The 14,769-nt window shown below is 67.0% G+C and carries 13 protein-coding genes; 4 read left to right on the forward strand and 9 right to left on the reverse strand.

What is annotated here, in order from left to right; all coding sequences use genetic code 11:
* The first annotated feature begins 6 nt into the window (after positions 1-6).
* Complete coding sequence (locus LJ725_RS11830; protein WP_230550855.1) at positions 7-1,074, forward strand: DUF3500 domain-containing protein; 1,068 nt, start codon at positions 7-9, stop codon at positions 1,072-1,074.
* A gap of 6 nt (positions 1,075-1,080) precedes the next feature.
* On the opposite strand, the gene LJ725_RS11835 is transcribed toward LJ725_RS11830, so the two are convergent.
* Positions 1,081-2,214 (reverse strand): zinc-binding metallopeptidase family protein, encoded by a 1,134-nt coding sequence (locus LJ725_RS11835; RefSeq protein WP_230550856.1) that lies wholly within the window; start codon positions 2,212-2,214, stop codon positions 1,081-1,083.
* A 106-nt stretch (positions 2,215-2,320) separates the two neighbouring features.
* Between LJ725_RS11835 and LJ725_RS11840 the strand changes: the two genes are divergently transcribed.
* Entirely contained in the window at positions 2,321-3,409 is a 1,089-nt protein-coding gene (locus LJ725_RS11840; protein ID WP_230550857.1) for an ROK family protein, read from the forward strand.
* Between the two features lie 151 nt (positions 3,410-3,560).
* Here the strand turns inward: LJ725_RS11840 and LJ725_RS11845 are convergent, their stop codons facing one another.
* A complete protein-coding gene (locus LJ725_RS11845; protein ID WP_230550858.1) occupies positions 3,561-4,637 on the reverse strand; it encodes a PLP-dependent cysteine synthase family protein in 1,077 nt (358 codons plus the stop codon).
* A 90-nt stretch (positions 4,638-4,727) separates the two neighbouring features.
* Between LJ725_RS11845 and LJ725_RS11850 the strand changes: the two genes are divergently transcribed.
* Positions 4,728-5,729, forward strand: a complete 1,002-nt coding sequence (locus LJ725_RS11850; RefSeq protein ID WP_408015735.1) for an HAD family hydrolase — start codon at positions 4,728-4,730, stop codon at positions 5,727-5,729.
* Between the two features lie 156 nt (positions 5,730-5,885).
* Here the strand turns inward: LJ725_RS11850 and LJ725_RS11855 are convergent, their stop codons facing one another.
* Positions 5,886-7,313, reverse strand: a complete 1,428-nt coding sequence (locus tag LJ725_RS11855; protein WP_230550859.1) for a hypothetical protein — start codon at positions 7,311-7,313, stop codon at positions 5,886-5,888.
* A 67-nt stretch (positions 7,314-7,380) separates the two neighbouring features.
* Complete coding sequence (locus LJ725_RS11860) at positions 7,381-8,214, reverse strand: sterol desaturase family protein (protein WP_230550860.1); 834 nt, start codon at positions 8,212-8,214, stop codon at positions 7,381-7,383.
* Positions 8,215-8,358: 144 nt separating this feature from the next.
* On the opposite strand from LJ725_RS11860, the gene LJ725_RS11865 reads away from it, so the two are divergent.
* A complete protein-coding gene (locus tag LJ725_RS11865) occupies positions 8,359-9,465 on the forward strand; it encodes an alginate O-acetyltransferase AlgX-related protein (protein WP_230550861.1) in 1,107 nt (368 codons plus the stop codon).
* A gap of 166 nt (positions 9,466-9,631) precedes the next feature.
* On the opposite strand, the gene LJ725_RS11870 is transcribed toward LJ725_RS11865, so the two are convergent.
* The 5 genes from LJ725_RS11870 to ugpB form a co-directional block, all read right to left on the reverse strand.
* Entirely contained in the window at positions 9,632-10,399 is a 768-nt protein-coding gene (locus tag LJ725_RS11870; protein WP_230550862.1) for a fumarylacetoacetate hydrolase family protein, read from the reverse strand.
* The gene (locus LJ725_RS11875) at positions 10,396-11,487 is read right to left on the reverse strand and encodes a sn-glycerol-3-phosphate import ATP-binding protein UgpC (protein WP_230550863.1); all 1,092 of its coding nucleotides are present in this window, start codon (positions 11,485-11,487) and stop codon (positions 10,396-10,398) included. The genes LJ725_RS11870 and LJ725_RS11875 overlap by 4 nt, the downstream gene beginning before the upstream one ends.
* Positions 11,488-11,490: 3 nt before the next feature.
* Positions 11,491-12,339, reverse strand: coding sequence for a sn-glycerol-3-phosphate ABC transporter permease UgpE (gene ugpE / locus LJ725_RS11880; RefSeq protein ID WP_230550864.1), 849 nt, complete (start codon positions 12,337-12,339; stop codon positions 11,491-11,493).
* A gap of 13 nt (positions 12,340-12,352) precedes the next feature.
* The gene (ugpA, locus tag LJ725_RS11885; RefSeq protein WP_230550865.1) at positions 12,353-13,234 is read right to left on the reverse strand and encodes a sn-glycerol-3-phosphate ABC transporter permease UgpA; all 882 of its coding nucleotides are present in this window, start codon (positions 13,232-13,234) and stop codon (positions 12,353-12,355) included.
* Between the two features lie 151 nt (positions 13,235-13,385).
* Positions 13,386-14,705: a sn-glycerol-3-phosphate ABC transporter substrate-binding protein UgpB gene (gene ugpB / locus LJ725_RS11890; RefSeq protein WP_230550866.1), complete on the reverse strand. Its 1,320-nt coding sequence runs from the start codon at positions 14,703-14,705 to the stop codon at positions 13,386-13,388.
* Positions 14,706-14,769 lie beyond the last annotated feature (64 nt).

Here is a 14,769-nt window from a genome sequence, read left to right on the forward strand (position 1 = left end):
ACGGCCGTGCCGCACGACGGCTGGCATCCGCACGACGAGCACCCTCATCACCATCACGGCCCGCCAACGCGGCGGACCGTGCTCGCGGCGGCCGCGTTGCTGCCCTTCGGTGCTGCCAGTGCCCAGACGGTAGATGCCGCCCAGCGCATCGCCGACGCCGCCAATCGCTTCCTGGTCTCGCTCGACGAGGGCCAGCGCCAGAAGGCGATGATCGCCTTCGATTCCGGCAATCGCCTCGATTGGCACTACATCCCGCGCAGTCGCCTGGGCCTTGCCCTGGGCGAGATGCGCGCCCCGCAGGCGGATGCCGCCCGCGCCCTCTTCGCCTCGGTCCTGAACCGGCGCGGCCTCGAACTGCTCGACGGCGTGCGCCTGCTGGAAGGCGTGCTGCGCGAGCAGCAGGGCAGCTTCCGCGACCCCGGACGCTACTACGTCACCGTCTTCGGCACGCCCGGCCGCTTTCCCTGGGGCTGGCGCTTCGAGGGTCATCATCTGTCGCTGAACGTGTCGCTCCCCGCCGCGGGGCATGTCTCGGTGACGCCGTTCTTCACCGGCGCCCATCCCGCCACGGTACGCGACGGGCCGAATGCGGGCTTCCGCCTGCTCGGCGCGTCGGAGGATCTCGCGCGCCAGATCATGGCCGGTCTCGACGATCGGCAGCGTAAGGCCGCGACCATTGCCGACCGTTCGTTCGGAGAGATCGTGGCGAGCCCGCAGCGCGAGCAGGATCTCGGCAGCCCCAGGGGCCTGCTCCTCGGCGAGATGACCGGCGCGCAGCGCACGCTGGTCGAAGCACTGATGGACCGGTTTCTCGGTACGCTCGCCGCCGATCTCCTGGCGCAGCAGAAGCAGCGCGTGATGGAACAGGGCCTCGCAGGCTTTCGCTTCGCCTGGGCCGGTTCACTGACGCCGGGCGACGCGCACTACTTCCGCGTCCACGGTCCCGTGACACTGATCGAGCACGACAACACCCAGAACGGCGCCAATCATGTCCACGCGGTGTGGCGCGACCTCGCCGCCGACTTCGGCCGCGACGCGCTCGCCGACCACTACCGCCAGCAGAAGCACCGCTGAGGCGGGCTATGTGACGGGCGCCACGGGCGCGACCGGCGGCGCTTCGGCTGCCGCCGCCATAGCCGGGGTGACGACGGCCGGGGCCAGTCCGCCGTGCACGAGTTGATGAATGAAGGCCAGCTTGTCGATCGCGGGCTGCGACAGCACGAAGGGATAGAGGTCGGGCTGGCCCATCGCGCGGTTGAGGCTGTTGAGCGCCAGCGAGAGCGGCAGCCAGCTGTCGATGAGCTGGCCGATCTCGCGCGCCCGATAAGGATCGAAGTCGACGCTGGCGTCCAGCTCGTCGCCCTTGGCCAGGCGAGGCTGGGTCGACAGGCCGAAGGCGCGCGCGATCTCGAGCGTGTCGACTATGTGGAGGTAGTGCGCCCAGGTCTCGGCGAAATCCTCCCACGGATGCGAGGTCGCGTACTGGCTGACGAAGTGTTCCTGCCAGTCGGGCGGCGCGCCGTTGGCGTAGTGGTTCTGCAGCGCCTGGCCGTAATCCTGGCGGTCGTCGCCGAACACCGCCCGGCAGGCGTCGAGCTGGCCGCCGTCGCGCACCAGCCGGTCCCAGTAGTAATGCCCGATCTCGTGCCGGAAGTGGCCGATCAGCGTGCGATAGGGTTCATGCATCGCGACCCGGTTCTGCTCGCGGCAGGCATCGTCGGCCTCGGCCAGGGCGAGGGTGATGAGCCCGTTGTCATGCCCCGTCATGACCTTGGGTGCATTGGGATCCGGCAGCTCCGCCAGGAAATCGAAGGCAAGCCCCGTGTCCGGCGATTCGGCCTTGGTCGGGGCCGGCAGCTTGAACCGCAGTAACGAATAGAACATCCGGTGCTTGGCAATCTCGATCTTCTGCCAGTTGGCGAGGTTATCGGCGATCGACAGGTCGGGGATCATCCTGTTGTGCCGGCAGGAGAGGCAGAAATTCTCCGCAGAGGTCGATTCCACCAGCCAGTTGCAGGCGGCATGCTGGGCATTGGCGCAGAACCGGTAGAGGACGCTGGGCGACGCCAGCGAGCGCCACAGCTCACCCTCCGGCTCCAGCGCCGACAGCGTCGCCGCCTCGGGTACGTAGCCGAGCTTGTGCCCGCATTTCACACAGACATCGTTCTCGAAATACAGGATCTGCCGGCAGCTCTGGCACTTGAAGAGTTTCATGGCCCGCACAACGCCCGGCGCCCCGCCATGTTGCCTCCCCATTGCGCCGCAGGTGGAACTTTGTGCCCGCCCCGCCCGTTCAAGCCGCACAAGAGGGAGATGCCGCATGGGCGTGAAGTCAGAAGCTCGAGACGCGGCCCCCACCGATGAGCCGGCCGCCGCGCCCTCCGTCCTGATCCACGGCGGTCGCGTCCTGCCCGCCGTCACCGTCGACACCTACAACGAGGAACTGCGCGACGAGGAAGGCTTCGTCGGCGATCGCGCCAGCCGCCGCGCCTTCCGCGCCATCCTGGCCGACTGGCGCGACCGGATGAAGGAGCGGGGCGAGGATCCGTTCGGAGACGTGCCGATGGAGGAAATCTCCAAGTCCAAGCTCGACAAGATGCTGGCGAGCGCCGATCCGGTGTCGGCCGGCCTCGTCCACACCGTGGTCGAGGAGTTCGCGGGCGAACTGGCGACCGTCGTTCGCCGCTTCCTGCGCCTCGAGACCTGGAAGGGCACGCAGCGCATCGTCATCGGCGGCGGCATGATCGGTAGCCGGATCGGCGAGCTCGCGATGGGCCGGGCCAGCATCATGCTGGCGGCGGACGGCGTGAGCATCGAACTCCGGGCCATCCAGAACGATCCCGACGAGGCGGGGCTGATCGGCGCCGTGCATCTCGCGCCGAGCTGGGTGATGGCGGGACACGACGCCATCCTCGCCGTCGACATCGGCGGCACCAACGTGCGCGTCGGCATCGTCGAACTGAATGCCGGCAAGCGCGGCGAGGTCGAGGAAGCCGATGTCTGGAAGCGCCAGCTCTGGCGCCACGCCGACGACAAGCCCGAGCGCGACGAGGCGATCGAGAAGATCGCCGCCATGCTCGCCAAGTTGATCGACCGTGCGGGCGAGGAGAAGATGAAGCTCGCGCCCTTCATGGGCATAGGCTGCCCCGGCCTGATCGACGAACACGGCTTCATCCTGAAGGGCGGCCAGAACCTGCCGGGCAACTGGGAGGGCAAGGATTTCAGCCTGGCGGCCGCCCTCTCGGCCCACCTTCCCAGGATCGGCGGCCATGACATCTTCATCCAGATCCACAACGACGCCGTCGTCCAGGGCCTGAGCGAGGTCCCCAACATGAAGGACGTCGAGCACTGGGGCGTGATGACGATCGGCACCGGCCTCGGCAACGCGCGGTTCACCAACCGGGAGTGACGTGACCAAGCCCGCAACGGCCTAAAGGTCCTTCGCTCCGCTCAGGATGACAAATTCTTTCAGAAACGACGCAGTGCGCCGATTTCACGAAAGTTGTCATCCCGAGCGTCAGCGAGGGACCCTTCCCTTCTCTGCGACGGTCCGATCTCCGCTACCCCATCTGATAGCCCGGCGTGGACTTCGAGATGGCGATCTCCGATTCGTCCATGTCGTCGAGGATGCCCTCGAACAGCGGCGTGGTGAGATAGCGCTCGCCGGTGTCGGGCAGCATGCAGAGGATGACCGACCCGGCGGCCGCCCTGGCCGCGACCTGCAGGGCGATGGCGAAGGTCGAGCCGCCCGAAATGCCGGTGAAGATGCCCTCCTTCTGCGCCAGCGCCTTGGCGCACTTGATGCCCTCGGCGCCGGCGACCGGCAGCAGTTCGTCGTAGAATTTCCGGTCGATCGATTCCTGCAGCACCAGCGGGATGAAATCCGGCGTCCAGCCCTGGATCGGATGCGGCTCGAACGCGGGATGGCTGACCGCAGGTGAGCCGTCCGCGCTGCGCTCCTGGGCCTTGCCGCTGCCGACGAGCTGGGCGTTCGCGGGCTCGGTCAGGATGATTTTCGTCTCGGGCCGCTCCTTGCGCAGCACGCGGGCCACGCCCGTCACCGTGCCGCCGGTGCCATAGCCGCTCACGAAATAGTCGAGCCGCTGGCCCTTGAAGTCGGCCAGGATCTCGCGCGCCGTCGTGGCCTCGTGGATCTCGGCATTGGCGTCGGTCTCGAACTGGTGGGCGAGGAACCAGCCGTTCGCCTTCGCCAGCTCGACGGCCTTCTGGTACATGCCGAAGCCCTTCTGGGCCCGCGGGGTCAGCACGACCTTGGCGCCCAGCATGCGCATCAGCTTGCGCCGCTCGATCGAGAAGCTGTCGGCCATGGTGACGACCAGCGGATAGCCCTTCTGGGCGCAGACCATCGCGAGGCCGATGCCGGTGTTGCCGCTGGTCGCCTCGACCACGGTCTGGCCGGGCTTGAGCGTTCCGTTGCGCTCGGCCGCCTCGATGATGTTGACGGCGAGGCGATCCTTGACCGAGCCGCCCGGATTGAAGGCCTCGGCCTTCACGTAGATCGTGACGCCCTTGGGCGCCAGCGCATTGATCCGGATGCAGGGCGTGTCGCCGATCGTGTCGAGAACGTTGTCGTACAGCCGACCGCGCCCCGCGGTGGTCCTCAATCCGGCGCCCATGTCTTCCTCCGTTTGCTCGAGAGGAAACTCTACGCGCTTCATCCTCCACGGGGAACCACGGTAAGATCGTATGAACCTCGGGGGCATTCGATGAGACGGCGGACATTACTGGCGGGCATGGCCGCGACCGGGCTTGCGGCAATGGCGCGCCCGGCCTTCGCGCAAGGCGACCTCCTGCCCTCGTGGAACGACGGTCCGACCAAACGCGCGATACTCGACTTCATTGCGCGCACGACGCAGGCCGGCGGACGCGACTGGGTGCCGGTTCCCGAGCGCATCGCCTGTTTCGACAACGACGGCACGCTGTGGACCGAGCAGCCGGTCTATTTCCAGATCGCCTTCGCCTTCGACCGCGTGAAGGCGCTGGCGCCGCGCCATCCCGAATGGCGCACGCAGGAGCCTTTCAGGTCCATCCTGGCCGACGACCGCGCGACGCTCGCGACCCTGGGCGAGAAGGGATTCCTCGAGGTCATGGCGGCCACGCATACCGGGCTGACCACCGAGGCCTTCGGCAAGGCCGTGCTCGACTGGCTCGCCACCGCCCGCCATCCCCGCTTCAACCGTCCCTATACCGACCTCGTCTATCAGCCGATGCTCGAACTGCTGGCGCTGCTGCGTGCCCACCAGTTCAAGACCTACATCGTCTCCGGTGGCGGCATCGAGTTCATGCGGCCCTGGACGGAACGCGTCTACGGCATCCCGCCCGAGCAGGTCGTGGGCTCCTCGGGCGTCACCCGATACGAACTGCGCCCCGACGGCACGCCCGTGCTGGTGAAGGACCCGAAGGTCATGTTCATCGACGACGGGCCGGGCAAGGCGGTGGGCATCAACCAGTTCATCGGCCGGCGCCCCGTCTTCGCCTTCGGCAACTCCGACGGCGACCAGCAGATGCTGGAATGGACGGCGGCCGGCAGCGGCGCGCGCTTCATGGGCCTCGTTCACCACACCGACGGCGTGCGCGAATATGCCTACGACCGCCCCTCGCTCGTGGGCCAGCTCGACAAGGCCTGGAACGAAGCGCTGCGCCGCGGCTGGACGATCGTGGACATGAAGAACGACTGGAAGGTGATCTATCCGTTCGAGCTGAAGTGACGGAGGATTCTCACCGCGCCCTGCGCAGCGTCGCCTAATTCACCCGGCCATGGTGACCCAACCGGACGGTCAGGCTGCGTCGAAATCGGCCCTGCAGAAAATCGAACGATCGCGCGTCGTCCATTAGATGGAAGCGAACAGGGGCGTCTGGGCCCCTCAGGGAAGCGACCCGCCGGACGACCTGGAGGGTGTCCGGAACGACGTCGGCAACCGTCCGCTGGCGACGAGTCGCCCGGCCCCATGGGCCAGGTTCTCTATTGCGACACCCAGCATCACGATCGTGAAGGCTCCAAGCGGCGCTGCGTAGAAGCGCGTCGGATAGGCGAGCACGGCCTGGGCGAAGAACAGGCCGACGAACGCCAGGCAGACGAGACTGATGGCGAGGCGCTTGTCGCATGCCGCCGTTCCGCAGCTCGCGGCCCGACCGTTGGAAACGTAGTGGACCATCAGGGCGAGCGACAGGAACAGCCAGGGCGGGGGAAAATAGTCCGGTATCCTGTTGCGCAGGATCGACCAGGACTTCTCGAGGTAGATGCGGATCACTTCGACCGGGTCCTCCGCCCATCGCGCGAAGTAGAGCGACCACATCACCCGGAAGTAATCCTTGGACAGATACTTCACCTCCGGCGCCACCCGCGCGGCGGCTTCCCGGCCGACGGAATCGTCGTAACGGAGTCCGAACCTGTTCGGCACGGTCCCCAGCCCGATGTAGAGCGTGTGCGCGAGCCCGTGGGTCGCCACCAGCTCGGCCGGCACCACCGGATGAACCCTGTCCCGAAGAGCCACCGTCAGCCGGGCCGCCTGCGATGCGAGCACCGTCGCCAGTGCAAGGACGAGCAGGCCGGCGACACGTCGCCCGTTTCCCCGGGACGCCACCGCGATCCAGGCCAGGGTGCCGAGGGTGACGACGAAGGTCATCTGGGCGATCGCCTCCCGGACCAGGGAAGCGAACGCCAGCGTCACGAATCCCAGCAGGATGAGACCCGCGCTTGCCCACGGCGGTACCCAGCGCTGCCAGCGGGCGATCAGCGCCAGCGGCAGGATCGGCTGCATCGCGGTGAGGCCGATGAAGGCCCAGTGGGGCGACGTCCCGAACCATTCGAGGAAGACGTAAGGGCCCAGCAGCAGCAGCACGACGGCGGACGCATAGGAGCCGAGCACCAGCAGAAGGCCCGCCAGCAGCAGCAGGCCGGCGAGGTTGATGGCGAGGTTCAGGTGCGCGACGTCGATCACGAGGATGGAGCGATCGGCTGCGAGCGCCCAAAGAGCGAGGACCAGCGCATGGCCCGGATCGTCCGCAAGCGCCCGGTCGGAAATCGGAACCAGCCTGCCCTCGTCGCAGATGGCGAGCCAGGCGCCGCTCTCGCGGGCGCATTCGGCGCTCTCCAGCCAGACGTTCGTGGCCTTCCAGTCGGACGCTTCGTCGCCGCGATACCGCTTGGCCGCCTCGAACGACCATTCGAGCTGCGGCCAGAGCACGAGGCCGACGCAGGCAATCAGCCCGAGGATCTGAAGCGCGGGCAGCCAGCGCCGGATCGTCTCCATCGGGCGGCGCCAGGTCGGAACTATGGTTCGGTCACTCATCGTCATCGCGGCAACGGGCGGGTCCGGGAGTGATATCGGAACCCGTCCTCGGATGCCACGGCCCGGCTTACGGGCGCCGGAAGGGCATCAGCAGGAAGTCGCGGACGGTGCGCGGCTCGGGCGTGTCGTCGAGGCCGACCGCCGGCCATTCCCCGTCGCGCGGGAAGTAGGCGGTCCCGAAAAGTATGTCCCAGAGCGGCGTCGACGTGCCGAAATTGTGGTTGATGTGATGCGCCTCCCGCGAGTGATGGATGCGATGGAAGCGGTTGTCGCAGATCAGGTAGCGCAGCGGACCGATGTTCAGGCGGGCCGATGTATGGATGAAGTAGGAATGCGTGTTGGCCAGCACGATGACCAGCCACGGGACGGGACCGGAGGCGACGCCCAGCAGGACCGACAGGGGCATGGTGACGGCCGCGAACTGGAACAGGTCCTCCGCGACATGATGATAGCTCGCGGTCGCGCTCATCTCGGTGATCGAGTGGTGGACCTTGTGGAACCGCCACATCCAGCCGAAGCGATGCTGGGCACGATGCATCCAGTAGTAGAAGACGTTCCCGACCATGGCGATGCCGAGCGCCGCGATCAGCCAGCCGGCGATCCTGAGCGGCAGGGAGTCCGATTCGGTGAGCGGCCGGAGGTCGAGGAAGGCGAGCGGCTTCACGTCGAGGAAGCCGGTACTGCCCTCCATCGCCTTGAGCACCACCGTGTTGATGGCGATGGCGACCACCAGGAAGGTCGTGGCCCGCAGGTAGGACTGGAGCGAGTTGCGTGTCCGGGGCAGCAGAAGCTCGGGCAACAGATACAGAAAGCAGGCGCCCGCCGGGTACATCAGCCGGATGAGCAGCGAATTCACGAGGCCATAGGCGACCGAATAGGCATCGGCGAGGAACGCAAGCATTGCCCCTGTCTTATCGGTGGCCGAACGCGCCGCCAATACAGGCGATAACAGTGCGTGTGAAACGCACAACCGTGATTAATCTCCGCAGTGATGACGTGGCGAATGACGATGACGTGACGAATGACGATGACGTGGCGAACGACGATGACGTGGAGAACGACAAGGCGCTGGGCAGCGGTGGCCGCCTTCAATCTCGCGGCCATCGCCCTGGTGCTGGGCGCTGCGGAGGTCGGCGTGCGCCTGACGTCCGGCGCGGACCGGACCGACCAGGACGACCAGCTCCCGATGTGCCGGGCCGATCCCCTCACCGTCTGGCGGTACAAGCCGGACGTGCGGCTCACCTACCGTGCGCCGGAGTTCGAGATGCAGGTCCGGACCAACGAGGAGGGGCTGCGTAGCGCGGCGACGTCCGCCGGACCCGGGCCCACCGTCCTGTTCATCGGGGACTCCTTCACGTTCGGCTGGGGCGTCAGCGAGGCCGAGCGATACACGGACGCGATCGGCAGGCAGCTCGGCGGAGTCCGCACCGTCAACGCCGGCCACTGGATGTACACGTTCGACCAGCAGCTCCTCCTGATGCGGCAACTGATCGAGCGGCACCGGCCCGCGGTGGTCGTGCAGGGCTTCTACTGGATGCATGTCCGGTCGCTGTTCAACCACCAGCTGGAGCGCAATGCGGATGGCACCCTGCGGGCGGTGCTCGACCCCAAGATCCACGTCGATCCGCGCGGTGTGCTGAAGTTCCGCTCCGACTGGCTGGAGCGGCCGCCGCTCGGTTCCCAGCTCGTGGCGCTCGTGGCGCGCGCGGTGCTCAACCGCGACCTGCGCGAACGCGCCGCCGACTGGGTCGACTACATGCGCCCGGGCTCGACGCGCGACGCGGCGCTGTGGGCGGAGACCGACGCGCTGATCGGCGAGACCGCCCGCCTGCTGCGCGCGGCGGGCATCGCCTACGTGCCCTTCCTCATCCCCGCCAGCGTGGAAGTGGGCGGCACGCAGTGGAGCCATGTCGGCTGGATGGGTTCCACGCCGCCGCCCGGCATCGACGTCACCCTGCCCGCCACGCGCTTCGCCGCGATGCTGCGGCGTCACGGCGCCGAGCCGGTCGAGCTGGCGGCCGCGCTGCGCGAGCAGGGTGGCGCGGCGCTCTACTTCCCGCAGGACGGACACTGGAACGCGGCGGGACACGCGGCCGCGGGCAGGCTGCTGGAGCCCGCCGTGCGCCGCGCGCTCTCGCGGGCGGGGAATTAGGGTCTTCCGTCCCGGATTGACCCACCGACCTCATCCTGAGGAGCGGCCTCAGGCCGCGTCTCGAAGGATGGGCAACAAACGGGGTGCTCGTGCCCATGCTTCGAGACGGCCCTTCGGACCTCCTCAGCATGAGGCGGGCGCTACATCCATCCGCAGCGGAAAGACTCTAGCCGTACTGGTTGCGCAGCGTGCCGATGCCGTCGATGGCGATCTCGACGACGGTGCCGGCCTTCATCGGCAGCACGCCGAGCGACGTGCCGCAGGCGATGACGTCGCCCGGGACGAGAGTCATGTCCTGCGAGAGGCGGCTGACCAGTTCGGCCGGCGAAAAGATCATGTCGTCGACGCGGTAGTTCTGCCGCTCGCGTCCGTTCACCAGGGTGCGCACCGTGAGCGACTGCGGATCGAGGCCGGTCGCCACCACCGGACCGAACACGCCGAACCCGTCGAAGTTCTTGGCCCGCGTCCATTGCGCAAACGACGGATCGCGGTTCAGCAGCTCCATGGCCGTGACGTCGTTCACGCAGGTGTAGCCGAGGATATGGCTCGCGGCCTCCGCCGGCGACACGCCCGAGCAGGCCTTGCCGATGACGATGCCCAGTTCGCCCTCGTAGGCGACGCGCCCGTCATAGGATTTCGGCACCGGGATCGGACGGCCGTGCGCGGCGAAGCTGTTCGGTGCCTTCAGGAAGGTGAGCGGTTCGGCCGGGATCGCCCAGCCGTTCTTCTCGGCGGCGGCCCGGAAGTTGTTCCACAGCGCCACCATCTTGGTGGGCTCGGTGGGCGTGAGCCAGCGCGCGTCGGCCGCGGCCACCGCTTCGCCGGTCGCCGCGCCGGGCTCGAAGATCGTGCCTTCGTGGAGTTGGATCGTGTCGCCGTCGAGGGCACCGACGCGCGGACGTCCCTCATGCTCGATGCGCGCCCAAAGAGTCATGGCGCGTCGGCGATGCGCTTGCCGGTCTGCGAATCGAACAGGTGGATATGCTCGGGCTCGGCCTTGAAGCGGCGCTTCTCGCCCGACTTCGCCAGCACATGGCCACCCTGTCGCACGGTGACGACCTCGCGCGCCTCGCCGAAGCGGCCGTGCAGCAGCGTGTCGGCGCCCAGCGGCTCGGCCAGCTCGATCTCGAATTCCAGCGCACCGTCGGCGGCGGGATGGAGATGCTCGGGGCGGATGCCGACGGCGACCGGCGTGCCGGCGGGTGCCACGGTGGGAACGGCGAGCGGCAGCGTCACGTGCACCGCGCCGGTGCCGGCCAGTTCGATGGCGCGGCTGCCCGCCGACACCTTGCCGGCGAGGAAGTTCATGGCCGGCGAGCCGATGAAGCCCGCGACGAAGACCGAGGCCGGCCGCTCGTAGACGTCCATCGGCGTGCCGATCTGGTCGGCCACACCGGCGTTCATGACGATCAGCCGGTCGGCGAGCGTCATCGCCTCGACCTGGTCGTGCGTCACGTAGATCGAGGTGACGTCGAGCTCGCGCTGCAGGCGCTTGATCTCGAGGCGCATCTGCACGCGCAGCTTGGCGTCGAGATTGGACAGCGGCTCGTCGAACAGGAACACCGCCGGCTCGCGCACGATGGCGCGGCCCATGGCGACGCGCTGGCGCTGGCCGCCCGAGAGCTGGCGCGGCTTGCGCTGCAGGAACGTGCCCAGCTCCAGGATCTTGGCGGCCTTCTGCACCCGCTGGTCGATCTCGGCCTTGGAGAGGCCGCGGATCTTGAGGCCGTAGGCCATGTTCTCGTAGACGCTGAAGTGCGGGTAGAGCGCGTAGTTCTGGAACACCATCGCGATGTCGCGATCCTTGGGCTCCAGCTCGTTGACGACGCGGTCGCCGATCGCGATCTCGCCGCCGGTGATGCGCTCCAGGCCCGCCACCATGCGCAGCAGGGTGGACTTGCCGCAGCCCGAGGGGCCGACGATGACGACGAACTCCCCGTCGGCGATCTCGATGTCGACGCCATGGATGACCTCGAGCTTGTCGTAGCTCTTCCTGACGCCGCGCAGGTGGACTTGCGCCATGCCCTACTTCTCCGTTTCGACCAGCCCGCGCACGAACTGGCGTTGCATGAACACGACCACCAGGACCGGCGGCAGCATGGCGAGCATCGCCATGGCCATCAGCAGGTTCCAGCTCGGCACCGAATCGACCACGTTGGCCTGGCGCGAGACCGTCATGACAACGGTGTAATAGCTTTCCTTGGTCGTGATCAGCAGCGGCCAGAGATACTGGTTCCAGCCGTAGATGAACTGGATCACGAACATCGCCGCGATCGAGGTCCGGCTCATCGGCAGCAGAATGTCCCAGAAGAAGCGCATCGGACTCGCCCCGTCGACGCGCGCCGCCTCGGTGAGTTCGTCCGGCACGCTGAGGAAGAACTGGCGGAACAGGAAGGTCGCCGTTGCCGAGGCAATCAGCGGGATGATCAGGCCGGAATAGGAATCGAGCATGCCGAGCGAGGCCACGACGCCGTAGGTCGGGACGATGCGAACCTCGACCGGCAGCATCAGCGTGACGAAGATCGCCCAGAAGAAATACATCCGACCGGGGAAGCGGAAATAGACGATGGCGAAGGCCGAGATGATCGAGATGGCGATTTTGCCGAGCGCGACGCCCAGCGCCATGATGAGGCTGTTGGTGAGCGTCATCATCACCGGCGTGCTGCCGACCCGGCCGTAGCCGTCGGTCAGGACCTTGGCATAGTTCTCGATCAGGTGCGGGCCCGGCCAGATCGGGATCGGCGACTGCAGCATGGTCTGCTGGCTGTGCGTCGAGGCCACGAACGTCATCCAGACCGGGAAGGCGATGATGGCGACGCCGATCAGCACCACGACGTGGCTCAGGATCGTGAGGAAGGGCCGGTTCTCTACCATGTGAGTATGGGCATCAGTAATGCACCCGGCGCTCGATGAAGCGGAACTGGACCACGGTCAGCAGCACGACCACGAGCATCAGGATGACCGACTGGGCCGACGAGCCACCAAGGTCCTGGCCGCGGAAGCCGTCATTGTAGACCTTGAACACCAGGATCTCCGTGGCCTTGGCCGGACCGCCCTTGGTGAGCGAATCGACCACGCCGAAGGTGCCGAAGAAGGCGTAGATGATGTTCACGACCAGCAGGAAGAAGCCGGTGGGCGACAGCAGCGGGAACACGATGTCCCAGAAGCGGCGCCCCGGACCGGCGCCGTCGATCGCCGCCGCCTCGATCAGCGACTTCGGGATCGACTGCAGGCCGGCCAGGAAGAACAGGAAATTGTAGCTGATCTGGTTCCAGACCGCGGCGATGACCACCAGCAGCAGCGCCTGGTTGCCGTTGATCACGTAGTTGAACTCGATGCCGATGCCCTGGAGCATCCAGGCGATGATGCCGACCGAGGGATTGAACAGGAACCCCCACAGCACGCCGGCCACGGCGGGCGCCACGGCATAGGGCCAGACGAGGAAGGTCTTGTAGGCGGTCGCGCCACGGATGATGCGGTCGGCCATCACCGCCAGCAGCAGCGACGCGGCGAGTCCGACGGCGGCGACCAGGAAGCTGAAGACCACGGTCAGCCGCGCCGAATGGTAGTAGCCCGGGTCGTTGAACAGGTGAATGAAGTTGTCGAGGAACACGAACTTCGTGTTGCCGCCGAAGGCGTCCTCGAGCAGCACCGACTGGTAGATCGCCTGGCCGGACGGCCAGAAGAAGAAGACGAGCGTGATGACGATCTGCGGTCCCACCAGCAGGTAGGGCAGCCATCGCTCGTTGAAGGTGACGCGTTTTTCCATGGCTCAGCGACGCGCCCCGCTTTCAACTCTCCTCTCCCCCGCTTGGGGGAGAGGCTGGGTGATGGGGCGACGCACCTCCTGTAACCCCCTCACCTGACCTCTCCCCCCATCGGGGGAGAGGAACATGAGGAAGATCACAGGCAAGGCCATCCTACTTGTTGGCCGCTTCGAAGCGCTTCAGCTGCTCGTTGCCCGCCTTCACGGCGTCGTCGAGCGCGGTCTTCGCGTCCTTCTTGCCCGACCAGACGGCCTCGAGCTCGCCGTCGACGATGTCGCGGATCTGCACGAAGTTGCCGATGCGCAGGCCCTTCGAGTTGGCGGTCGGCGGGTTGAGCGTCAGCTCCTGGACGGCCACGTCGCGGCCCGGGAACTGCTTGTAGAAGCCCGCCTTCTCGGTCGCCTCGGCGGCGGCGGTCGTGATCGGCACGTAGCCCGTCTCCTGATGCCACTTGGCCTGCACCGGGGTGCTGGCGAGGTAGCTCATGAACTTGGCAACGCCCTTGTACTCGGCCGCCGGACGGCCCTGCAGCACCCACAGGGTGGCGCCGCCGATGATCGAGTTCTGCGGCTTGGCAATGACGTCGGGCGAGTAGGGCATCATGCCGATGCCGAACTTGGACGCCCCGCCCAGCGCCTTCTCGATGCCCGCGGCCGAACCGGACGAGGCGACATGGAAGACGCAGTCGCCGGCGGTGAACAGCGCCGTCGACTTGCCCTCGCGCCCGCCGTAGACGAACGTCTTGTCCTTGCCCCAGTCGGCCAGCATCTGGATGAACTTCACGCGCGGCGCGTCGTTGAACTTCAGCTCGATGTCGGTGCCGCCGAAGCCGTTGTCCTTGGTCGCGTACGGCAGGTTGTGCCAGGCGCCGTAGTTCTCGATCATCGTCCAGGTCTGCCACTGCGGGGTGAAGCCGCACTTGGCGCCGGCCGCGATGGCCTTCTTGGCCATCTCGCCCAGCTCCGGCCAGGTCTTCGGCGGCGTGTTGGGATCGAGGCCCGCCTTCTGCATCAGCTCCTTGTTCCAGTAGAGGACCGGCGTCGAGGAGTTGAACGGCATCGACAGCAGCTTGCCGTCGGTCGTCGAGTAGTAGCCGTAGACCGGGCCGATATAGGCCTTGGGATCGAACGGCTCCTTGGCGTCGGCCATCAGCTGGTACACCGGATAGACGGCGCCCTTGGCCGCCATCATGTTGGCGGTACCGACCTCGAACACCTGCACGATGTGCGGCGCCTGCTTGGCGCGGAAGGCCGCGATCGCGGCCGTCAGCGTCTCGGTATAGGAGCCCTTGTAGACCGGGTTCACCTTGTACTCGGTCTGGGACTTGTTGAATCCGTCGGCCAGCGCGTTGACCGAATCGCCCAGGTTGCCGCCCATGGCGTGCCAGAACTGGATCTCGGTCTGCGCCAGGGCGCCCTGTGCGCTCGCGAGCACCGCCGCAGCCGCGACGGAAGAAAGCAGTATCCGTGTCATATCGAACAAACCTCCCGATGAAACGCCGCCGTTGTATCGGCGGGCGGCAAGACTGCCATGTGTC

This window comes from Reyranella aquatilis (assembly GCF_020880995.1).
In the GTDB taxonomy this organism is placed as follows: domain Bacteria; phylum Pseudomonadota; class Alphaproteobacteria; order Reyranellales; family Reyranellaceae; genus Reyranella; species Reyranella aquatilis.

Bases quoted from the DNA above. Each gene is read 5' to 3' on its own strand.
- LJ725_RS11835 (WP_230550856.1), bottom strand. From the start codon at position 2,214: ATGAAACTCTTCAAGTGCCAGAGCTGCCGGCAGATCCTGTATTTCGAG.
- LJ725_RS11840 (WP_230550857.1), top strand. From the start codon at position 2,321: ATGGGCGTGAAGTCAGAAGCTCGAGACGCGGCCCCCACCGATGAGCCG.
- LJ725_RS11845 (WP_230550858.1), bottom strand. From the start codon at position 4,637: ATGGGCGCCGGATTGAGGACCACCGCGGGGCGCGGTCGGCTGTACGAC.
- LJ725_RS11850 (WP_408015735.1), top strand. From the start codon at position 4,728: ATGAGACGGCGGACATTACTGGCGGGCATGGCCGCGACCGGGCTTGCG.
- LJ725_RS11855 (WP_230550859.1), bottom strand. From the start codon at position 7,313: ATGAGTGACCGAACCATAGTTCCGACCTGGCGCCGCCCGATGGAGACG.
- LJ725_RS11860 (WP_230550860.1), bottom strand. From the start codon at position 8,214: ATGCTTGCGTTCCTCGCCGATGCCTATTCGGTCGCCTATGGCCTCGTG.
- LJ725_RS11865 (WP_230550861.1), top strand. From the start codon at position 8,359: ATGACGTGGAGAACGACAAGGCGCTGGGCAGCGGTGGCCGCCTTCAAT.
- LJ725_RS11870 (WP_230550862.1), bottom strand. From the start codon at position 10,399: ATGACTCTTTGGGCGCGCATCGAGCATGAGGGACGTCCGCGCGTCGGT.
- LJ725_RS11875 (WP_230550863.1), bottom strand. From the start codon at position 11,487: ATGGCGCAAGTCCACCTGCGCGGCGTCAGGAAGAGCTACGACAAGCTC.
- ugpE (WP_230550864.1), bottom strand. From the start codon at position 12,339: ATGGTAGAGAACCGGCCCTTCCTCACGATCCTGAGCCACGTCGTGGTG.
- ugpA (WP_230550865.1), bottom strand. From the start codon at position 13,234: ATGGAAAAACGCGTCACCTTCAACGAGCGATGGCTGCCCTACCTGCTG.
- ugpB (WP_230550866.1), bottom strand. From the start codon at position 14,705: ATGACACGGATACTGCTTTCTTCCGTCGCGGCTGCGGCGGTGCTCGCG.